15 protein-coding genes are annotated in these 20553 nt (G+C 65.4%); 7 read left to right on the top strand and 8 right to left on the bottom strand.

Annotation, left to right across the window (positions count from 1 at the left end; translation table 11 throughout):
• Positions 1 to 16 precede the first annotated feature (16 nt).
• A complete protein-coding gene (locus CYJ22_RS01785) occupies positions 17 to 1225 on the top strand; it encodes a S8 family peptidase (protein WP_243390430.1) in 1209 nt (402 codons plus the stop codon).
• Positions 1226 to 1343: 118 nt separating this feature from the next.
• Here the strand turns inward: CYJ22_RS01785 and CYJ22_RS01780 are convergent, their stop codons facing one another.
• From CYJ22_RS01780 to eccCa, 6 genes are all read right to left on the bottom strand, one after another.
• Entirely contained in the window at positions 1344 to 2549 is a 1206-nt protein-coding gene (locus tag CYJ22_RS01780) for a S8 family peptidase (protein ID WP_101600623.1), read from the bottom strand.
• A 4-nt stretch (positions 2550 to 2553) separates the two neighbouring features.
• Positions 2554 to 3789, bottom strand: a complete 1236-nt coding sequence (locus CYJ22_RS01775; protein ID WP_101600621.1) for a S8 family peptidase — start codon at positions 3787 to 3789, stop codon at positions 2554 to 2556.
• Positions 3768 to 5420, bottom strand: coding sequence for a hypothetical protein (locus tag CYJ22_RS10220; RefSeq protein WP_207760492.1), 1653 nt, complete (start codon positions 5418 to 5420; stop codon positions 3768 to 3770). Before CYJ22_RS10220 ends, CYJ22_RS01775 begins: the two co-directional genes overlap by 22 nt.
• Positions 5421 to 5453: 33 nt before the next feature.
• Positions 5454 to 5996, bottom strand: a complete 543-nt coding sequence (locus tag CYJ22_RS01760) for a hypothetical protein (RefSeq protein ID WP_007589767.1) — start codon at positions 5994 to 5996, stop codon at positions 5454 to 5456.
• 56 nt (positions 5997 to 6052) lie between these two features.
• Positions 6053 to 6592: a GA module-containing protein gene (locus CYJ22_RS01755; RefSeq protein ID WP_007589772.1), complete on the bottom strand. Its 540-nt coding sequence runs from the start codon at positions 6590 to 6592 to the stop codon at positions 6053 to 6055.
• Positions 6593 to 6656: 64 nt separating this feature from the next.
• Positions 6657 to 10706, bottom strand: a complete 4050-nt coding sequence (gene eccCa, locus CYJ22_RS01750; RefSeq protein ID WP_101600619.1) for a type VII secretion protein EccCa — start codon at positions 10704 to 10706, stop codon at positions 6657 to 6659.
• Between the two features lie 138 nt (positions 10707 to 10844).
• Here eccCa and CYJ22_RS01745 point away from each other — a divergent pair, with 138 nt between their 5' ends.
• Positions 10845 to 12266, top strand: a complete 1422-nt coding sequence (locus CYJ22_RS01745; protein ID WP_101600617.1) for a hypothetical protein — start codon at positions 10845 to 10847, stop codon at positions 12264 to 12266.
• Positions 12266 to 13822, top strand: coding sequence for an RDD family protein (locus tag CYJ22_RS01740; protein ID WP_101600614.1), 1557 nt, complete (start codon positions 12266 to 12268; stop codon positions 13820 to 13822). The genes CYJ22_RS01745 and CYJ22_RS01740 overlap by 1 nt, the downstream gene beginning before the upstream one ends.
• Before the next feature lie 483 nt (positions 13823 to 14305).
• On the opposite strand, the gene CYJ22_RS01735 is transcribed toward CYJ22_RS01740, so the two are convergent.
• A complete protein-coding gene (locus CYJ22_RS01735) occupies positions 14306 to 14587 on the bottom strand; it encodes a WXG100 family type VII secretion target (RefSeq protein ID WP_007587901.1) in 282 nt (93 codons plus the stop codon).
• A 23-nt stretch (positions 14588 to 14610) separates the two neighbouring features.
• A complete protein-coding gene (locus tag CYJ22_RS01730; RefSeq protein ID WP_007587895.1) occupies positions 14611 to 14916 on the bottom strand; it encodes a WXG100 family type VII secretion target in 306 nt (101 codons plus the stop codon).
• A gap of 224 nt (positions 14917 to 15140) precedes the next feature.
• Here CYJ22_RS01730 and CYJ22_RS01725 point away from each other — a divergent pair, with 224 nt between their 5' ends.
• From CYJ22_RS01725 to CYJ22_RS01705, 4 genes are read left to right on the top strand one after another with little or no spacing between them, the layout of a single operon-like run.
• Positions 15141 to 16472: an EsaB/YukD family protein gene (locus CYJ22_RS01725; protein WP_243390429.1), complete on the top strand. Its 1332-nt coding sequence runs from the start codon at positions 15141 to 15143 to the stop codon at positions 16470 to 16472.
• A gap of 3 nt (positions 16473 to 16475) precedes the next feature.
• Positions 16476 to 17927 carry a type VII secretion protein EccB gene (locus CYJ22_RS01720; RefSeq protein WP_007587889.1) on the top strand — a complete coding sequence of 484 codons (1452 nt, stop codon included), beginning with the start codon at positions 16476 to 16478 and terminating at the stop codon, positions 17925 to 17927.
• Positions 17924 to 19351, top strand: a complete 1428-nt coding sequence (locus tag CYJ22_RS01710; protein ID WP_243390428.1) for a S8 family serine peptidase — start codon at positions 17924 to 17926, stop codon at positions 19349 to 19351. Before CYJ22_RS01720 ends, CYJ22_RS01710 begins: the two co-directional genes overlap by 4 nt.
• On the top strand, positions 19348 to 20544 hold the full coding sequence (locus CYJ22_RS01705) for a S8 family peptidase (protein WP_243390427.1): 1197 nt from the start codon (positions 19348 to 19350) through the stop codon (positions 20542 to 20544). The genes CYJ22_RS01710 and CYJ22_RS01705 overlap by 4 nt, the downstream gene beginning before the upstream one ends.
• The last annotated feature ends 9 nt before the right edge of the window (positions 20545 to 20553 follow it).

Here is a 20553-nt window from a genome sequence, read left to right as displayed (position 1 = left end):
GCGAAAGGACACTGTGATGAGACACGAGAAGGCACGACTGGCACGCCGGTGCGCCGGTGCGGGGGTGGCTGCGGCGCTCGCGGTGGGTGCGTTGGCACTTCCCGCGGCCCCTGCCTCAGCGGATTCGGCGATTACGGCGGGGGAGCAGCCCTTCTACTCCCACTATCGCCTGGATTCGATTCATTCGGCGGGGTATACGGGAGAGGGCATCACGATCGCGCTGATCGACGGCCCCGTCAACGCGGGCATCCCGGAGCTGCAGGGCGCGCACATCGAGTCCTACACGCCGTGTTCGGTGAGCTCGTTGGATGCGCACTGGGATCATGGGACGGTGATCGCGCAGATCCTGGTCTCCCCGCAGTTCGGGGTGGCCCCCGGTGCGCGGCTGAAGGCGTACACGGTGTCGTTTTCCGGTGACTCGACGGGACAGGATTGCGCGTTTCGTCAGCGGTCACGTGGGTATGCCGATCTGGCGTTCCTCATTGAGACCGCGCTGAACGACGGGGTAGCGGTCATCACGACCTCGTCGAGCTATCCGGAAAACAACTACGAGGGGATGCGGTGGGCTCTCGCCCGAGCCATCTCACAGCAGGTCCCGGTTGTGGCTTGTGCGGGCAACGATTCGACTCGGGATTCGACGGCGTGGTTACCCGCATGGAGTGGTGTCGTGGGTGTGGCTGCGATTGAGTCGAACGGGCACGCGTCCGACTACACGAATTGGGGGAATCCCATTTCGACCGCTGCCCTGGGGCGTCCGATCGCGCGGTCGAGCACGTCGATGGAGCGCGGTGAGTGGTGGGGCACGTCGTTTGCGACCCCTATCGTCGCTGGCTCTCTGGCGTTGTCGATGGAGCGGTGGCCGCGTGCGACGGGCAATCAGATCATGCAGGGCTTGGCGCGTACAGGCGTGGGTGGAAATGGCGGGCAGTGGAACCCGTACACGGGTTTCGGGGCGCTGGATACGTATGCGCTGCTGACGACGAACCCGAGGGACTTCCCGGACGAGAATCCTTTTATGGATAAGGGGAATGAGTCGATTCCTACTCGCCAGGATGTGGCGGACTATTCCGATGGTGTGGTGGATCCTCGCCTGATCCAAAATGATCGTTCGTACACCTACCGGGGGTTGGATGAGCGTATGGCGCGTGGCGATCAGCACGATTATCCCGTTCACCTGGGGACCAGCCCGCGCTATCACAAGAAGGTGACGGGTAAGAAGAAGTAGTCGGTAGACGATGAGCTCCTGCCCCACGGTCGTGTGGGTGCAGGAGCTCTCGTATGTCCGCTTCCGGGTGCTCGCGCCTCAGGCCGAACGAGGCCGGGGCGCGGGCACGGGGGAGTGGCTACTTTCGGTGGTACGCGGGGCTGGTGCCGATGTGGGCCTTGAGGCCTTCTCTTGCAGTCGCGTTTTCGTTGACCCCACGATAGACGTAGCTGTCATCGAAACTGACCTCCGAGAAGGGAACGATGCCGTCAATGTATTGCTGCACTTCGGCGGGGGTGGGGGTGGAGCCGCCGCCCTTGTCGGCCAGGGGGTTTTCGTCGGGGAACTGGGTGGGATCGGTCTTCATCATCCTACCCATGTTGAGAACGCCGTAGCCGGTGTACTGGTTCCACTCGTTGTTCAGGTTGAGCCCGCTGTGGGTGACCAGTTGCAGGATCTGGTTGGGGGTCGCCTCGGGCCAGCGCGAGCGCGCCAGGGCGATCTGCCCGGCCACGATCGGAGTCGCAAACGAGGTTCCCTGAGTGTCGGTGATGGTGCCGGTGTCGTAGTCGCGCGCCTTGATAGGCCCGCCCACGCCCGCGGCGACGACTCCCTGGCCCCACGAGGAATAGCTCGCAAACTCGCCGGTCGAATCGACCGCGGAGACGCCCACCGTGCCCGACCACCAGGCTAAGGAGAGATGGTTTTCGTCGCGTGCGTCGTTGCCGATGGGGCCCACGATGATGACGCCCTGCGCCATGGCACGAGCGATCGCCCACTTCAAGGGTGCCTGCTCGTGGTTATAATCCGATCTCGAGTAAGAGATCACCTGCGCGCCGTCGTTCATTGCCAGCTCAAAGGCGCCATAGGAAGAGCTCTTGAGTTTCTCGTCGTGCGTGCAACCCTCTTCGTCGTCGGCTGAAGGGGTCGAGTATGCGATGAGGGTGGCGTCGGGTGCCAGGCCGTAGTTTTTGGACACCAGGATGGAGGCGATGGCGGTTGCGTGGGTCTTGGATGCGTTGACAGCTTCGTACTTGCAGGGTGTTTTGACGGTGATGTTGGCGCCGGCCAGTTCGGGTGCGCTGGTGTCGACGGGGCCGTCGACCATGGCGATGGTGACGCCTGTGCCGGTGTATCCCTTGGCTCGGGTGCTGTCGAGTTTGTAGTAGGAGAAGTAGTCCTGGGTGGTGATGGTGTCGTCGGCCCTCGCAGGGGCCGGTGTTGCCGCAAGGGCGCCCGTGGCCAGGGCCAGGGCGCAGGCGGCGATGGTCAGGGCGCGCGCGGCGCGCCCCGCCACCCCCGCGTGCGAGCGGGGATGACGGGGCGCGTCAGACGTGTGTGTCATGTGGCTACTTTCGGTGGTACGCGGGGCTGGTGCCGATGTGGGCCGTGAGGCCTTCGCGCACGAGTGCGTCTTCGTTGACCCCGCGATAGATGTAGCTGTCATCGTATTCGATCTCCCCGAAAGGGGCGATGCCGTCGATGTATTGCTGTACTTCGGCGGGGGTGGGGGTGGAGCCGCCGCCCTTGTCGGCCAGGGGGTTCTCGTCGGGGAACTGGGTGGGATCGGTCTTCATCATCCCGCCCATGTTGAGAGGACCGTAGCCGGTGTATTGGTTCCACTCGTGGTTGGGGTTGAGCCCGCTGTGGGTGACCAGTTGCAGGATCTGGTTGGGGGTTGCCTCGGGCCAGCGCGAGCGCGCCAGGGCGATCTGTCCGGCCACGATCGGGGTGGAGATGGAGGTTCCCTGCGTGTCGGTAATGGTGCCGGTGTCGTAGTCGCGCACCTTGATGGGCCCGCCCACGCCAGCGGCGACGACTCCTTGGCCCCACGAGGAATAGCTTGCAAACTGTCCGGTCGAATCGACCGCGGAAACGCCCACGGTGCCCGACCACCAGGCCAAGGACAGATGGTTTTCGTCACGTGCGTCGTTGCCCATAGGACCCACGATGATGACACCCTGAGCAATGGCGCGAGCGATAGCCCACTTCAAGGGCACCTGTTCGTGATTGGGGTCTGACGACGAGTAAGAGATGATCTGAGCGCCGTCGTTCATCGCCGTCTCGAATTGTGCAAAAGAAGTGCGCTTAAGACCCTTGTTGTCCTGCCTGCATTCGTTGGAAATCTCCTCGCCTTCAGCGGGCATGGCATAGGCGATAAGGGTGGCGTCGGGTGCGAGGCCGTAGTTTTTGGACACCAGGACGGAGGCAATGGCAGTCGCGTGCGTCTTCGTGGCGTTGGTCGCTTCGTACTTGCACAGTGTCTTAGTGGTGATGTTGGCGCCGGCCAGTTCGGGTGCGCTGGTGTCGACGGGGCCGTCGATCATGGCGATGGTGACGCCTGTGCCGGTGTATCCCTTGGCTCGGGTGGTGTCAAGTTTGTAGTAGGAGAAGTAGTCCTGGGTGGTGATGGTGTCGTCGGCCCTCGCAGGGGCCGGTGTGGCCGCAAGGGCGCCCGTGGCCACGGCCAGGGCGCAGGCGGCGGTGGTCAGGGCGCGCGCGGCGCGCCCCGCCACACCCGCGTGCGAGCGGGGATGACGGGGCGCGGAGTCGTGACGGGAGCTCACCACTGGCGCAGGTCCCATCCGTCGTCCTCCCGCTTGGCGGGAGCGATGGTGCGGTCTGTTCCGTAGGTCTGGGACAGGGGGTTGACGTAGCCTGCGGGCAGATCGTCCTCATCCTCATCGACCGAGAATGCCACGTACTTGCGCTTGCGGCCCTTCTTGTCGTCCTTGCCCATGCCAGCACCAGCACCCGCGCCGCCGCCCATGAAGCCGCCGCCAGCGCCCGCGCCGCCGCGACCGGCAGCGCCAGCCGCACCAGCCGCGCCACCACCGGCACCGGTCGTACCGGTTACGCCCGAAGCGCCAGCGCCTGCGGTGCCGTTCGCGCCGGCCACGGAGGCGGGGGGAGTGTAGGAACCAAAACCCGACCCGGAGTAGGTGCCCACGCGCAGGTTCGTGCCACCGAAGCTAGCGGCCGAGCCGGTCGTGCCCGAGATGCCACGCAGGCCGCCCATGCCCAGGCCGTTCGCCGAACCGGAGGCACCGGAGGCACCGCCCAGGCCACCAAAGCCCGAACCCATGCGGGCCGCGCCGCGCATGCCCAGCGCGCCAGCGCCGAGCACGCCCGCGCCGCCCAGGCGACCGGCGGTCATCGCGTCGGCGGCGGCGTGGTTGTTGAGGCGCCACAGTGGATGCAGCGCGTCGGCCGCGGGGGCGGGGGTGTGTCCGCCGACGACGCCGTTGCGATACGTGGTGCCGTTGACGCGCGTGTGGAGCAGGTCGGTGTCCATGAGGTCCTGCGGGTCGGTGATCGGGTTCGTACGCGACCCCAGCTCGCCGTAGGGCAGTTCCTTGGTCGGCACAGCGCCCGAGGCGATCACGCGGTTACGGGCAGCGGCCGCGTCAGCCTCGCTCCACCACGGCTTGTCGAAGCCGCCCGGGTATCCCTCTCCGTTACGGCCGGCTTCGCGGCCGAAGCCGTTCTCCGGCGTGTAGCCACCACCGCCGTAGCCGCCACCACCGGGGTTACGGCCGCCGCCACCGCCACCGGGGTTACGGCCGCCGCCACCGCCGCCGGGATTGTCGCCGCCGCCACCGCCGCCGTCCTTATCCTTATGCTTATCCTTATCCTTCGTGGGGTCGCCATCGGTCTTGCCGGACCGTGAAGCGTCTCTAATGTCGCCGACACCAGAACGCAGATTCCTATTCAGCGTGTCAAGGATGCGCCCGCAGGCCGCCTCGCGCGCTTCGTTGTTCTGGGCCTCGACGCCCGCCACGTACGCGGAGCCCGTCGTGATTTTGACCGGTCCGGCGGAAAGGCCACCGCCGGGGGCGCTGGAGGGAAGGGTCACGAAGGGGAGATAGCCCATCGCAGCGGTGACCGGGTCCACCAGGGTGTCGGAGATCGAGCCCGCCTCGCTCAGCGCCGTCGCCATGTCGTTGCGTCCTTGTTGGTAGGACTGATACTGCGCCTCGTAGCGGACGCGGTAGCCCTCGATACGTTTGATCGAATTGTCCACCCAGTCGGTCATGGCCTTGGCCGCCTCGCCCTTGAAGCCTTGGCCGTCGCGGTAGGCCTTCAGGCGTTCGACGGCCTGCTTGAAGCCCTCGATCGTCTTGTCGTGTTCGTCGTTCCACGCGTCGAGGCCCTTGTTCGCCTCGGCGGCCTTCATGAATTCCTTCAGGCGGTGGTATTTCGGAGAATAAACCATGATTAATTCCTTTCTGCCCGTTGTGGGATGGGATCAGCTCTCGTCCTGACTTTCCGGAGTCGGTGCGGTTGTTCCAGCCTGTGAGGGGTCAGGCTGGCCCGTGGCCGCTCCAGTCTGCGAAGGGTCAGGCTGGCCGGTGGGCGCCGCAGTCGCCGCCCTCAGCGGCTCGGGCCGCTTATCCATGTATTCCTTCTCTTCCAGCTGCTTGGCGAGCGCCTCGGCCTCCGGGGAGTTGGCGACGGTATCCAGCATTTTGTTGACCCTGCTCAGGGCCTGCTGGTTGTCCCACTCGGCGTTTTCCGCGTCCTGCATGGTCAGACGCATGTTGGTCTCGAAGGTGGAGATGAGATCGTTTTCCTTCTTGAGGATGTCCGCCATGTCCTTGAACATGTCGGCCACGGAGTTCCGGAAGGCAGAAGCTCCTTCTTCATTACCCCATGCAGAATGCGTCTGGGCGGCGCTCTGAGAGTAGGACGCACTTACCGTGGTCTTCACCGCATCCTTGCTTTCGTTGACATTGGTGGCCGCAGCCTCTTGGGCGGGCTTGTCGTACTCGTAGTCAGGCGATCCTGTCATGTTGAGCTCCTAAATGTTGATGGGGTGTTGTGGGCGCTGGTGCGCGGGGTTGTTTGTTATTTGACCTTGAACTGGCGGACCAGGGGTTCGTCGGTGATCTCGGGGTTGTCGATCTTGAGGGTCCACACGTAGGTGAGGTTGGAGCCGCTGCCTTTGATGTCGATGGTCCACGAGGAGTAGTACTGGCAGTCCTTTTCGACGCACAGGTCGTAGCTGTCCTCACCGAGGCGCCAGTAGTCGGCGGCCGACATCATGGCATACACGTTGTCGTCCTTGTTGACGACAATGGTGCCGTTGGGGTCGAGCTTGAACTGGCCTCCGTAGACTCCTGTGCTCTCGCCGACCAGCTGCGCGCCGACCATCTTGTTCAGGGCGTTGGCCTTCTCGATGATCTTGTTCTTCTCGGCGCCGGAGGCGGAGTTCATCTGGTTGATGAGGTCGCGTTTGATGCCTTCGGGGATGTTCTTCATCGAGGCGATGTCCGTAGAATTCGAGCCTCCGCCGCCGGGCAGCCTAATGCAGCCGGTCAGGCCAACGGCCGCCAGGAGGAGGGACGACGCCGCTGCGAGGGTGCGGCGAGACACGAAACGGGACATATTTTCTCCTACTTTCAGACTGGTCAATCATATGCGACTGTGGGGCCGCCGTGTCAACAAACGATCAAGTTGTCGGCGGGGTCCACGCCATCTGCGCGGCGACCACCCCGAGATCGCGGTGAATGACCTGAGCACGGCCCGGAATAGCGCGCTTCGGCTTCACGCCGTTGATGATCGCGCCCTCACTCGGGTTACCGGACAGCAGGATGCCCGTGACAGCCAGGTCGCCCATCATCTGCAGGACCTTCTCGAAGCTCGCTCGAGCCGCGCCACCCATGCGGCGCGTGATGATCAGGTGCAGGCCGATGTCGCCCGCCTGCGGCAGCAGGTCGACGAGCTCTGCGAGCGGGTTTCCACTCGTGGTGTTCGCCAAATCGTAATCGTCGACCAGGACCCACAATTCGGGGCCGGTCCACCAGCTGCGCTCGCGAATCTGCTCGGCAGTGACGTTCGGTCCGGGCAGACGCTCGCGCAGGAACTGCGCCAGCTCGCGCATGTCCTTCATGGCGGCCTGGTGGTTCGTCATGTAGCGCAGCGTGTAGTCCTTGGGAATCTCGCCCATGAGCGAGCGTCGCATATCCAGCGCGACGATCTTTGCCTCGCCCGGCGTGTACAGGCGCGTGATCTCCTTGATGATCGACCGCAGGAACGTGGTCTTGCCCGTCTTCGAATCGCCGAAGAGGTACAGGTGAGACTCCGACCGCGTGTTGAACATGAGAGGACCGAGGCGCGACTCTTCCACGCCCAGGATCATGTCGCCACCGCCGCGCGGCAGGATCTGCTGCTCGGGCAGTTGCTCGAGGACATTGTCGATCGTGATCTGCTCCGGCAGCAGACGCAGCTTCGGGCCCTCGCCCGCCACTAGGTGCTCGCGGATCTTCTTGATCGTGTAGGCCACGCCCTCGGACACGGTGGTCGGATCCTGCTCCGCGTCTGCGCGCGGCAGGCCGATCATCATTTCGTGACCAGCCATGTCGATGCCTCGGCCCGGGCGACCCTTCGGAATACGAGCCGCACCCTCGCGGTGGACGATCGACTCCTTCGGGTTCGCCGTGTGCAGCTCCAGGCGCGAGCCGAACAGGTCCTGCGCCTCGGAACGGAAGTCCATCCAGCGAGAGGCAGACACGATGAGGTGAACGCCCAGCGACAGGCCTCGGCTCATCATCGTCGCCACCTGGCGATCCAGGCTGTCGAACTCGGAGCGCAGCGCGCCCCAGCCGTCGATGACCAGGAACACGTCGCCGTAGCCGTCGTCGTAGCGTCCTTCCAGACGACCGCGACGGTACGTGTCCATCGAATCGATGCCATTTTGGCCGAAGTAACGCTCGCGGTCGTCCATGATCGCCGCGATCTCAGCGAGCATACGCGTGCGCACCTCCTCGGTGTCGCGCGTCGCGATGCCCGCCACGTGCGGGGCGTTCGCGAAACCGGCGAAGGTACCGCCACCGAAGTCCATCACGTAGAACTGGACTTCCTGCGGCGTGTAGGTCAACGACAGGGCCTGCACGATCGTACGCAGCGCCGTCGACTTACCGGTCTGCGGGCCGCCGACGAGCGCGAAGTTACCGCCCGCACCCGACAGGTCCAGGACGAGGGTCTCGCGGCGCTGCTCGAGAGGAAGATCGACAGTGCCGAGGGGGACGCGCAGCGTGCCCGACTCGCGCCAGGCGCGCGACACGAAGCCCAGATCCGGGTCGGGACGTAGGTCCGGCATGAGGGTCGCGAAGGTATCCGGGGTCTCCAGGGGCGGCAGCCACACCTGGTGGGCCGGGTAGCCCTTGCCCTTCATCTTGGCCACGGCGATGTCCATCTCGGACATGTCTGCCCACAGCTCGTCGCCCGCCAGGACGACTTCCTGGTTCTGGTCGACCTCTTCCTTCTCGCCCAACGTATCCTCGCGCGTGATAACGGGAGCGACCGTGAAGGGCAGGATCTCAATCGGGGCGGTCGGTGCCCCGGCGGTCGTGGCCTCGGAAATCGACGCGAGGGTACGCGCCGGCGGGGGAGCGGCCACGTAGGAGGCGCGGAAGCGGACGAGGTCGTCGCCGCCCGCCTTCAGGAAGCCCGAACCGGGCAGCGGGGGCAGCTTCGCGGCGTCCGGGATGCCCAGGACCTCGCGCGAGTCGTTCTCGGTGAAGGTCTTCAGGGCGATGCGGTACGACAGGTGAGACTCCAGGCCTCGCGCCTTACCAAGGTCCATCTTCTGGGAGGCGAGGAGCAGGTGCACCGACAGCGAACGACCCAGACGGCCGATCATGATGAAGACCTCGCCGAACTCCGGCTTGGCCATGAGCATTTCCGTGAACTCGTCCAGGACGATGAACAGGGCGGGCAGCGGCGGGAACTCGTGCTTGCCGGCGATGCGGTCCGCCTCGTAGTCGGACACGTTCGCGTAGTTGCCGGCCTGGCGCAGAACCTCCTGGCGGCGCACCATTTCGCCCTGGAGGGCGTCCTGCATACGGTCGACGAGGGAGAGCTCCGACTCCAGGTTCGAGATCATGGCGGACACGTGCGGCAAGTCCGACATGCCGGCGAAGGTCGCACCACCCTTGAAGTCGACGAGAACCAGGTTCAGCTGCTCCGGAGAGTGGGTGAGCGCCAGGGCCAGCACGAGGGTACGCAACACCTCGGACTTACCCGAACCGGTCGCACCGATCAGCAGGCCGTGGGGACCCATACCCTGCTGGGCGGATTCCTTGATGTCCAGGACGACCGGCGCGCCCTCGGGCGTGACGCCGAAGGGTGCGGCGAGGCGTTCGCGGCCCTCGCGGCGACGCCACTGCTTCTCCGGGTCGAAGTCGCGGATGTCGCCGATGCCGACGAGCTCCATGAGGTCCTTCTGGCGGGACTCGTCCGAACGGCCCACCGGGGTGTCCGCCTCTTCCAGGTTCTGCTGTGTGGCGAACGGCGTCATGCGGCGCGCGATGGCCTCCGCCTGCACGGCGCTCAGGCGATCCGCGAAAGCCTGCTCGGGCATGGAGTCCATCGTGACCACGTCGACCACGTCCGCGCCCTTGCGATCCGGGTTCGGGTGGATGAGCAGGCGCAGCGTCGTGTGCGAGGTCATGGGGGTCCACTCGCGGGCGCGACTCATGATCGTCACACCCTTGACGCCGGCGGCGGAGCCGAAGGGGGACGAGGCAGGGAACTCAGCCCCGTCGCACACCAGCAGCAGGTGCGGGTACACGGGGATTTCTTCTCCAAATCGGAAGGCGCCGCGCATGGCGATGTCCGTTCCGATCATTTCCGCGAGCTCACCCGGGTCGGTCGAAATCATGCGACCCGGACCCACCGCGTCGCGCACGGTAGAGGAACGGGCCTGGGGCATCCACTTGACCCACTCCCATTCGCCCAGGCGATCCGCCGAACACAGGACGGCGATCTTGAGCTTGGAGGGGTCGATGAAGCACGCCAGGTGCATCATGATCGCGCGCATCTCGTCGTAGACGGCCTCGCCCTCGCCGGCGACCTCAATATGGCTGAAGTCACCCAGGAAGAGGAACTTACCCACGTTATCCGTGTGGTCGTGCACGTTGATGAAACGCTCCATCGCCGACAGGCAGACGACGTCCATCTCCGTCATCGGGTCGATCGGGGGACGCTCAAAGATGAGGCCGAGGGGCTGCGTGCCGGACCCGTAGCGGAAAGCGAAGAGGTCGTAGGTGCCGCCCTCGCGTGACCACAGGCGCGAGCCGTTGGCCGCCAGCGTCACCAGCGCGTTGGGGTCGGGGTACACCCAGTTGTAGTAGGCGCGCTGCTTCTTCGCGACCTTGCGCACCGCGTCGCGGGTCTCCGCCAGGTAGGACAGGTATTCGCGGCGCTGCGTCACCACGCGCGTGCGGTACTGGGAGAACTGGCGATACATGTTGAAGCCGACCATGCCCAGCATGGCCACCAGCATGCCGCCGCCCATCAGCATCGAGCGGTTGTTGTTGCTGCCGTTTTGCATGGCCATGAAGATCATGACGCCCGTGGAACCCAGCATGGGCACGACCATCATGAGGACGTTGCCCATCGATGCGGGCTCGGCCTTTTCCGGTGGAATCTGGATAGCGAGGCTGCCGGAGGGCTGCTCCGGAGCCGCGGCACTCCGCCGTTTTCTGCGTGTAACCATGAGGTCTCCTCGCGCTGTGCGCGTAAGTGTTCGATGCGACTGCACCCAGTGTAGCTGAGTGGACTTCCAAGTTTTAACCGGCGGTTAGCGTCGGTGCATTACACTGGGCACTGTTGTTTACTTGAGAACGGAGGTTACATGAGCGCCACCATGGTGTCAGTGACTGTTATCGACTCCGATGGCACCTCCGATTTCGCCGCCCCGGAAGGGACGACGGTCGCGGGCCTGTGCGCCATGCTGGAGATAGATCTGTCTCTGCCTTCAGTGCGCGTCTCCTACGCGGACGGGCGTCCCCTCGAGGGGTCCGCCGTCCTCGGACGCGACCTGCCCGCGGGCTCCACGATTGCCCTGTCCAGCCGCGTCCTGTCCGCTCAGCAACTCAACGAGGCCTCGGCCCGCCAGGACAACCAATGGCTGTCTCCCGTCCTCGCCCTCGTCGGCCTCTGCTTCCTGGTCCTGGGCACCGTTTCCGCTCTGTGCCTCCTGCCGATCCTGGGCGACGCTGCCCTTGCGATCTACGAGCACGCTGAGGACGGCCCCCTGTGGGCGAAGACCGTCTCATCCGTCCCCGTGTGGCTGCGCGCAGTCTGCTCGCTCGTCTGCTGCATCGGCTCGATCGCTCCGCTTTTTGTGTCGCGCAAGGTGCGTTCGCGTCCCACTCTGCTGCTCCTGATGCCCGCTCTCGCGGGTTACAGTGCGATCGGCCTGGTGTCGGTAGCCGATATCCACGCGCTGACGATTGCTCCCGTCGTCGGCGTCTGGGTGGCCCTCATCGTGTCCCTGGCCGTCGTGTCCCTGACTGTCACCCCGTCGGCCCTCAGTGCGCTGCTGGCTTGGGTGTGCGCCACAGTGCTCATCACGATCGACGCATTCCCGCTCTTTAGCGTGATTGATATCGCGCCGCTGGCGGTCATGATCGGCGTCTACCTCTTCCTCATGGCCCCCCGTCTGTCGCTCCGCGTGCCCGACACTCAGCTCATCGACGTGTCCGCCGTCCAGACGGTCGCCTCGCGCATCCGTCAGCCTCCCGTCCAAAAGCCCAGCGCTGTTACCGGTGGACGCATGGCCGTCGTCCTGGGGCACACCGAGGCGCGCAATACCCTGCTCGTCGTCGCTTCGGCCGCGTTCGTCCTCGCCGGAGGCATCCCTCTGGCCCGCACAGTGACGCCCGACCTCGACATGGGACAAGGCATCGCAGGCATCGTCCTCGTGATCGCCTCGATCGTCGTTCTGCTCACCGCGCCGCGATCGACTCGGACCTACCTCGGTCGAATCCTCCCGCGCCTGACCGCTCTCGCGCTGTTGTGCGCCCTGCTCGTCGGTGACTGGACGAACGCGTTGAAGGGCGTCGACTGGTTCTTCCCGCTCGTTCCCCTGTGCGTCCTCATCGTGATCAGCGTTGTCACGGTCGTCATGACCAGCATCGTGGAAACCACGAACAACGCTGCACTCATCGGCACAATCCTCGATTTCGTCCAAAGTTTCTGCACGTTTGCGCTCCTGCCCGCGGCGGTCATGGCCTCGGGTCTCTTCTCGTTCGCTTGGAGGGCGGTCCTGTAATGTCTGACACCACTAAGACTCCGTTCGCGCCCGCCACGCCCTCGCGGCTCGTCGGCGCCTACGTGATTGACCTGCTGGTCCTCGGTGCGCTCCTCGCTGCGACCTGGTTTATCTACTTCACGCCCCTGACCATCACGTTCATCACCGTCGAGGCCGTGATCGCCGCCGGGATCATGCTCGGAGCCTCCGGGCGTACACCCGGCATGGCCGCCATGCGCGTCTGCCTCATCCGCGACGAGGACGATACGCAGACACCGTCCCTCGGAGCCGCAATGGGCTACATCGCCCTCATGGCGCTGCTCCAGATCACGGTCGTTGGTCCCCTCGCCGCTCTCGCCCTCGCCCGCGACGGCCGTACCTGGCTGACGGGGCCCACCCGCACCCGCCTCGTCGACCTGCGCAAGCACGCGGCGCTCGCGGCCGGACCTGGCGCGGCAGGCATGGCGGGATACTCCGAGCGTCCGCGCCCCGGCCAAGCTCCCAACGGTTTCGACGGCGTTCACCCGGCTAGCTCGCCGGGCCAGTGGGGGGCGCCGAGCGCCCCGCTTACGCCCGTGCCGCAGGCCGCGCCCGGCTACTCTGCTCCGGGACAGCGCGCCAACGACCCCTACGCGCCCGACTACAGTGCGCCGCAGGCTGCGCTCTCCGCTCCCTCGGTGCCTTCCGCTCCGGCGATGCCCGCGGTTCCGGCAGCGCCGCCGCAGGGCATGCCCGACGCGCATCGTCCCGCCCCGACCCAGCCCGCATACGCGCCTGCTGCGCAGGCCCCTGCGGTTCCGGCGGTGCCCACCTTCTCGTCTCCCGCCTCTGAGGTGCCCGCCGTTCCGACATTCTCGTCTCCCGCCTCTGAGGTGCCCGCCGTTCCGACCTTCTCGTCTCCCGCCTCTGAGGTGCCCGCCGTTCCGACCTTCTCGTCTCCGGCAACCGACGTGCCCGCGGCTCCCGTGACTGCCCCGCAGGATTCCTGGGGCGCGCCCCCTGCGCAGGCTCCCGCCCAGGCAGCCCCGGCCTCGTACTCCGAGCCGTCGTTCGAAACTATGCCCTACCACGCCGCAAACGGTGCGGGCGTGTCCGCCCCGCCGCCCAGCCGCCGCGCGGTTCAGGCCGGCCAGGCCGCCCAGGAGGCGTACGCGGCCGGGCAGATGCAGGGTGGCGGCTCTCAGTGGGGTGACGCGGGCCGGTCTCAGTGGGGTGCCCCGGCTGCTCCCGCGCGCGCTCAGCTGCTGTGGCTCATCTTCGATTCCGGGCAGCGCGAGCTGATCGACGAGCCTCTCACCATCGGCCGCAGGCCCGCGTCCGTCGAAGGCACGCGCTCGGTCGTCGTGCCCGATACGACCGTGTCGTTGTCGCGTACGCACATGCGCGTCGGTCCGACCGCGACGGGTGCCTGGATCGAGGATGCCTTCTCGGCGAATGGCACGCAGATCCGAACGCCTGATGGTCGTATTTCCGCGCTCGCGGGCGGCCAAGCTGTCGAGGTGCCCGCGGGTACCGAAATCCTCATGGGCGAGCGTCGTGCCACGATCGTCCTTGCGGATGCGGATTCGGTGCGCTGACGCGTTGTCTGCTTGAGGATCCCGTCGCGGCCTGGCCGCGACGGGATCCTCTTTCTGTGGGGCTGCAGGAGTTATCCAGCAGGTGTGAGTGGTGCGGTGGTGAGGCGTTACAACGGCGAGCCCGTGGGCGCTGTGGAACTCGCGCCGGTGCGAATCTGCGAGCGAGGCACGCCGCGAGCCGAGGGATGCTCAAACGGACACGCAACACCTTCGACAGTTAGACATGGCGTCCAACGGCCGCCAATACAATCGCGAATGAGAGACTCGCCACAATGTCTGTTGTAGGCCTCTTTGTGGGCAGGTGTGGGCACCGCGGTAAGCGATTTTGTATCATTCGGTTAATTTCGAAAAATGCTGTCGATGCGCGAGGGAGTTGCCCTCGCGATGGGTGTGTCGTCACCCGGCGGGGCTGGGCGGATAAACGAGGGAGGGCCCGCCCCGACAATGGGGCGGACCCTCCCTCAGCGCGTGTGCGCGGTGCTATCAGAAGCGGGCGGCGGAAGCCTGGTCCGTCTGCTGGTAGTTGGAACGAGCGGAGTCCACGGCCGCGGAGGTGCGGGACAGGACGTCCTTCAGGCCCTCGAGGCCCTGGTTCCACTTGACCTGAGCGGCGTTGTAGGCTTCCTGAGCCTGGCCTTCCCACGAGGAACGCAGCTGGTTCAGCGTGTTCTCGAGGTCATCGAGGCAGCCCTGCAGGTTGGAGGCGCCGGACTTGATGTCGGCGGCAGCGCCATCGAGAGCGCCGTAATTTACCTGGAAATCCATCTTCAGTCTCCTGTCTTAATCTCTCACAGTCCGCCGAGGATCTGCGCGAACGAGCCCTCGGTGTCGGCCTCGTTGGCCTGCATTGCCTTGTCGGTGCCACGCAGGTTGTCCGCGAGCTCCTGAAGAGCCTGGTTAACCTTCGCCGCGTTGTCCTGCCACTGCTGCATCAGCTGGGTGAACTGAACCGAGGCGCTGCCCTGCCACGAGCTGCCGATGGTCGACAGGTCGCCCTCGAGGCGACGGAAGTGGCCCTGCAGGTCGTTGTAGGTGGACTCAATCGCGGAGACGCCCTGTGCAAGGGCGCCATCTACGGCCCGCTGGTCTGCCATGTGAACCTCCATTTGTATGAGTGAACTCTCTCGCGGGATGCGTGAGAGCATGGGGACACATGAATACTAACCATGTTTTCATCTCTTTTTTTGATGTTACGCAAAAATCATGACAAAACCTGACCGACAACCTAGACTTACAGGGTTGTGTCGTGTAGCCACAGACCCCATCACGCGGCAACCGGGAGGATCCAATGGCATCGAAAACATCTCGTGGAGTGGCGATGATTCCACTCACGATTACCTACGGCGTGGATCGAAGTGATGTCACGGTCCCTCAGACGATCCCTTTGGTCGAACTCCTGCCGGGGCTCGTTGAATCCGCCGGAGCATTCAGTGATCAGCCCGCAAACGATGGTTTCGCGGTGCGAACCGCGTCGGGCCGACTCCTCGACCAGTCCGCGTCTCTGTCCGCCCAGGGGGTGCGCGCCGGTGCCGCGCTGACGCTCGAACCCCTCGGTGAGGGAGCCGCCGATATGGTCTATGACGACCTGACGGAAGCCGTCGGGCAAGTCGTTGAAAGAGTGTCCACGCCTTGGACACGTGACAATGCTCGCACGCTCGCCGCGCTCTCCGCTGCTGCCCTGATTTTCGTTGCCGCCGTCCTCCTGGCGACCACGCCTCAGGACGCCCTCGTTTCCTTGGATCCCGGCCGCGTCAGGACACTCAACTTCGTCTACGGTGCAATCGGCATTGTCTCCGCGCTCCTTGTCGTCGGAACGTCCATCGTCGTAAGCCGCAAGTACGCCGGCCCCTCCGGAATTGCGCTCGCGCACACTGTTCCCTTCCTGACCGCCGCCTCGGCGCTTCGGCTCTCGCAGAGCCAGTGGGACGCGGGCGGCTGGATCTTCGTCGGTCTCGGCGTGCTCGTCGGCTCGCTCGCGGTGCTGACGCTGCCCAAGAAGTACCGGATTTCCATTGCGGCTCCGCTTGTTCTCGGAACGATGATCACCGCCACCGGCCTCATGGTGAAGGTTGGCGCCCTGTCTCAGGTCGGTGTGTCCGCCCTCCTCTTCGCCCTCGTCGTCGTCCTCCTGCAGGTCGCGCCGTGGATCGCTCTTGCGCATATTCCCGTGAGGATCCTGGACGCCGATACTGCCGAGCAGATCCCCGCGCAAGGAGTCACCGACCAGGTCAGTACCTCCTTCGTGTTCGTCGTCTCCCTGCGTGCGGGCGGCGGCCTCGCGGCGCTCTTCCTGACGGTATCGATGCTGAGCGCGCCCACCCTGCGTTCGGTGTCCATTCCGCTCATCCTGGCCGTCCTCGGCTCCGCCTCCCTGATTCTGCAGACACGCTCGATTCGCGCCCGCGTCGAGGTGCTCCTCGGTGCTCTGACGGGCCTGACGACGATCCTGGTCTCTGCGACGCTCGCCACCCGAGCCAACCCGACGAGCCTGGCGTGGGTGACCTTCTGCGCGATTGCAGCCGCCCTCGTCCTCGTGGTGACGAACGTCGTTGGCCCCCGCGCACGTCCGCACCTCACGCGCATCGCGGACACCATTTCGGTGCTCTCGCTCTTTGTCCTGATCCCTCTGGCCGTCTACCTGTGGGGGTAAGTCATGCCGTCCAGTAAAGATATTCTCGAAGCCCAGCGCTTCAACCGTCACCGTCTGATTACGGCGTTCACATCGGGTACCCCCGGTGGTCGCGAGGTCGATCCGCCGTCCCCGGTACGGCCTCTGATTTTCGGCGCGCTTGTCGCGATCATCATGTGCGTCATCGGTGTGGGCATGCGTTTCTTCAACGCAAACCCGAACCTGGACAGCAAGAACTTCGTCCTCGTCGACGTCAAGTCCACGGGCGCGCGCTACTTCCTCGCGAACGGTGTCCTGCACCCGATCTCGAACGTGACGACGGCGCGCCTCCTGTCCCAGGAAGGCACCCTCGAGGTGATCTCCGCCAGCGCCTCGTCCCTCGACGACAAGCCGCGCGGCGCCCAGATTGGCTTGCCGGGCGTGCCCGACGACGTTCCGACCAGCAAGCAGCTGGCGAGCACCTGGCTGTCCTGCGACCTCGAGGACACCTACCACACCTGGATCGGGCAGAAGCTGCCGGAAGAGAACTTCCCTCTGACACCCGCCGTCTCCGCGCTCGTTACCCCTGACCACGGTAAAACCATCTACTTCGTGGACGCAGCGACCGAGAAGAAGTACCTCATCGACGAGACGGATTCCCGTCTGAGCGACTGGACGTTGGCGTTCCAGAACCGCGTCGGTTACCCCGTCGAGGTGGACCCGCAGTGGGTGGACCTCTTCCCCTCCGGCACGCCGCTGCGATCCTGGAGCTACAGCGAAATCCCGAATGCAGGTGCGCCCGCGACAGACCTTCCGGGCCCTCTGAAGGACGCGAACCTGACGATCGGCACCGTCGTCGAGCAGACCGACGCGAAGGGTGAGGTCCAGTTCTCCTACCTGGTCGTTAATTCTTCCCAGCTGGCGGTGTTCAACTCCACGGCCGCACGTCTGTACCGCGACGCCCCGGCCACGAGGCAGTTCGGGACGGACATGTTCAAGGACGTGACTCCCGTCCATGCAGATTTCATCGGCGAGGACTGGCCGCGCTACGAGGATTTCTCGGACCCGGTGTGGAATGACCAGAAGGCTGACGCGTCGAACCGAACGGCCCTGTGCGCCCACATGTCGACGACGAACAAGGCGGTGCCCAAGCTCGGGCTCTACACGATGCCGTATCAGCGCGCCGTCCAGGCCTCGTATGATGCCGAGTCCGTGAGCTCGCCCTCCGGGCCGACCACGACGCGCACCGTGACGGTGGCGGGTGGCTCCGGGGCGCTCGTCGCGATCACGTCGGCGGGTGGCCAGGCAGCTGCCTACGCCTTCGTGTCCGACCAGGGATACATCCATTCGCTCGGAGCGACGCCCACTGTGTCGATGAACGCCCTGGGATGGAAACAGGATGATGTCGCCGCGATCCCAGAGACGTGGGCGAACCTAATTCCGCCGGGAACCGATATGACTCCACAGGCGGCAGCCTCATCAGTGGGGCTCTCGTGACACGGGGCTTCGCGCGTACCCGGGCGCTCCGCCACGGCCTCGTCGGTGCCGCCTTGGCGACGGGGCTTGCGCTCGCGCCGGTTCTCGCCCCTGCGTCCCCTTCGGACGAGGCCGGGGCATCCTCTGCGTTCGGCCCGACGATCGCGCACGCGGACCCGGCACCCACGCCGAGCGTTCGTCCCACACCCACGGCGCCTCCCTCCGATGCGCCGACGGAGGCCCCCGAGCAGCGCTCAGAAGAGACGTGCCCGGTAGACTCTCCCCGCTACATCAAGCAGCAGCCCCTCATCCTCGACCAGGTGGGCGTGCGCCGTGCCTGGGACCTGACGCGCGGTGCCGGCGTGACGGTTGCGGTCGTCGACTCTGGCGTTGCCGCGGGCAATGAACACTTTAACTCGGGGGATCCCTCCGTGGTCCTGCCCGGTATCGACCTGAGCGGTGAAGGCACCGATGGCCGCGTCGACGTTGGCGAACACGGCACGGCGATCGCCGGTGCGATCGCTGCCCGCCAGCTTCCCGCGGCGAAGGGGTCGGGCCTCGTTGGTGTCGCTCCGGAAGCGAAGATCCTCCCGGTGCGCATCGAGACTGGCCTCGAGCAGGGAAACGCCGACAAGCCGGGGCAAGAACCCTTCATGTCACGCGTCGCTCGAGCCATCCGCTGGGCCTCTGACAATGGTGCCCAGATTATCGTCGTCGCCCAGTCCTCGAAGGATCCGAACTCGGACCTGGAGGCAGCGGTCAAGGCTGTGCGCGGGCGCTCGCTCGTCGTCGCGTCGACCGGCAACACCTACCAGGACCAGAAGAACAACGAGGTTGTCTACCCCGCAGCCTACGAGGGAGTCCTCGCGGTCACCGCCTCGGACGCCTACGGTTTCGCGTCCGACCAGCAGGTGCACGGCGCTCACGTGGACCTGGCGGTGCCCGCCGCGGTCATCCTGACGACGTGGTTTGATCAGGCTGATTGCCTGGTCGGCGGCTACTCGGGTGACACGCCTCTGCCATCCTCCTCCTACGCGACCGCCTACGCGGGCGGCTTCGCGGCCCTCGTGGCCTCCAAGTATCCCAACGAGTCTCCGGATATGTGGAAATACCGCCTCGAGGTCACCGCGCTGCGCGGTGCGGCTGATCAGCGCACGAACGAACTCGGCTGGGGTATCGTCGCGCCCTACGACGCGCTTACCTTCGACGACATCGGCACGAGGTACGGGCCCCCGCACCCCGATCAGGCGGCCCACCCCGTTCCGAACCGTCCGGCCGTGGCATCTCCAACGCTGGCAAACAGCAACAACATCCTGACGGTTCGCACCTACATCGTCTCCGGGATCGTCGTCATGGGTGCGGCGATTCTTGGCGGCCTCGTGATCCTCTCGCACCTGCGCGGCAGGCCAGTGGCCGCCGACAAGGATGATGAGGACGACGCGTGACGCTGTCGTCTGGGCGTCGCTGGCGGCGCATGTGCGGCCTCGGGACGGGCGTCCTCGCGCTCGTTGTCGGTGGCGGCCTCGTCCCGGCCGCTCCCGCGAACGCCGTCGATCGGGAGGTGACCGGCGCGGACCAGGAGTACTACTCCTTCTATCGCTTGAGCTCGTTGCACAGCCAGGGGTACAACGGCGAGGGAGCGATCATCGCCATGATCGATGGGCACGTCAACCCGAACATTCCTGAGCTGGCCGGCGCGACAATCGAAAATAAGAGCCCGTGCACGGTCCGGTCCCTGCCAGAAAACGCGGATCACGGCACGGCTGTTGCCCAGGTCCTCGTGGCGCCGAAGTTCGGCGTAGCCCCCGGAGCGACCCTGTACACCTACGACCTGGGGTACAGCGAGGAGGAAGTGGGCGCCGACTGTGCGACCGCCGGCGTGTATGCGCGGGGCGAGGCCGATACATCGCTGCTGATCGAGCAAGCAATCAACGACGGCGCTCACATCATCTCGATCTCGAGCAATTACCCGCTGTACAACGAAGATCTGCGCTGGGCCATGGCGCGGGCCATTTCCCAGGGCGTCATCGTCGTTGCCGCGATGGGGAATGAATCCACCGAAGATCCCGCGGATACGCTGCCCTTGTGGTCCGGGATCTGCGGAGTGGGCGCCATCAATGCGGACGGGTCGCTGACCGATTACAGCAACTGGGGCAACGGCGTCGAAACCGTTGCTCTGGGCTCGATTGTCGTGCGCAGCGGTACCAGCGGAGAAGTGTTCACGATGCAGGGAACATCCTTCGCGACGCCTATCGTCGCGGGTTTCCTCGCAATTGCGTGGCAGCGCTTCGACGACCGGATCACGGCGAATCAGATCCTGCAGGCCATGACGACGACCGGTACCGGGAGTAACGGCGACTGGAACTACTACACGGGTTTCGGGCCAGCTGACCCGTGGGGGCTGCTCAACGCGAATGCCTCGTCGCTGCCTGACGTTAATCCATGCGAATCGAAGACACTGTCGTCGAAGCCAAGCTGGCAGGATGTTGAGGATTACATCGACGGCACTGTCAATCCGCTGTTGATGAGGAACGACGACGACTACGTCTACCGCGGTGTGAACGAGGATGCGGCTTTTAGCCCGGATAATGAATTCCCCGTTCACCTGGGAACCAGCCCGCGCTACCACCGGGACTGACGCATTCCC

It is taken from the genome of Schaalia odontolytica, assembly GCF_002847525.1.
GTDB lineage: Bacteria > Actinomycetota > Actinomycetes > Actinomycetales > Actinomycetaceae > Pauljensenia > Pauljensenia odontolytica_B.
This window is presented reverse-complemented; position numbering and strand designations above follow the sequence as displayed.

Excerpts from the sequence above, each read along its gene's own strand:
- CYJ22_RS01785 (WP_243390430.1), top strand. The coding sequence starts at position 17 with ATGAGACACGAGAAGGCACGACTGGCACGCCGGTGCGCCGGTGCGGGG.
- CYJ22_RS01780 (WP_101600623.1), bottom strand. The coding sequence starts at position 2,549 with ATGACACACACGTCTGACGCGCCCCGTCATCCCCGCTCGCACGCGGGG.
- CYJ22_RS01775 (WP_101600621.1), bottom strand. The coding sequence starts at position 3,789 with ATGGGACCTGCGCCAGTGGTGAGCTCCCGTCACGACTCCGCGCCCCGT.
- CYJ22_RS10220 (WP_207760492.1), bottom strand. The coding sequence starts at position 5,420 with ATGGTTTATTCTCCGAAATACCACCGCCTGAAGGAATTCATGAAGGCC.
- CYJ22_RS01760 (WP_007589767.1), bottom strand. The coding sequence starts at position 5,996 with ATGACAGGATCGCCTGACTACGAGTACGACAAGCCCGCCCAAGAGGCT.
- CYJ22_RS01755 (WP_007589772.1), bottom strand. The coding sequence starts at position 6,592 with ATGTCCCGTTTCGTGTCTCGCCGCACCCTCGCAGCGGCGTCGTCCCTC.
- eccCa (WP_101600619.1), bottom strand. The coding sequence starts at position 10,706 with ATGGTTACACGCAGAAAACGGCGGAGTGCCGCGGCTCCGGAGCAGCCC.
- CYJ22_RS01745 (WP_101600617.1), top strand. The coding sequence starts at position 10,845 with ATGAGCGCCACCATGGTGTCAGTGACTGTTATCGACTCCGATGGCACC.
- CYJ22_RS01740 (WP_101600614.1), top strand. The coding sequence starts at position 12,266 with ATGTCTGACACCACTAAGACTCCGTTCGCGCCCGCCACGCCCTCGCGG.
- CYJ22_RS01735 (WP_007587901.1), bottom strand. The coding sequence starts at position 14,587 with ATGGATTTCCAGGTAAATTACGGCGCTCTCGATGGCGCTGCCGCCGAC.
- CYJ22_RS01730 (WP_007587895.1), bottom strand. The coding sequence starts at position 14,916 with ATGGCAGACCAGCGGGCCGTAGATGGCGCCCTTGCACAGGGCGTCTCC.
- CYJ22_RS01725 (WP_243390429.1), top strand. The coding sequence starts at position 15,141 with ATGATTCCACTCACGATTACCTACGGCGTGGATCGAAGTGATGTCACG.
- CYJ22_RS01720 (WP_007587889.1), top strand. The coding sequence starts at position 16,476 with ATGCCGTCCAGTAAAGATATTCTCGAAGCCCAGCGCTTCAACCGTCAC.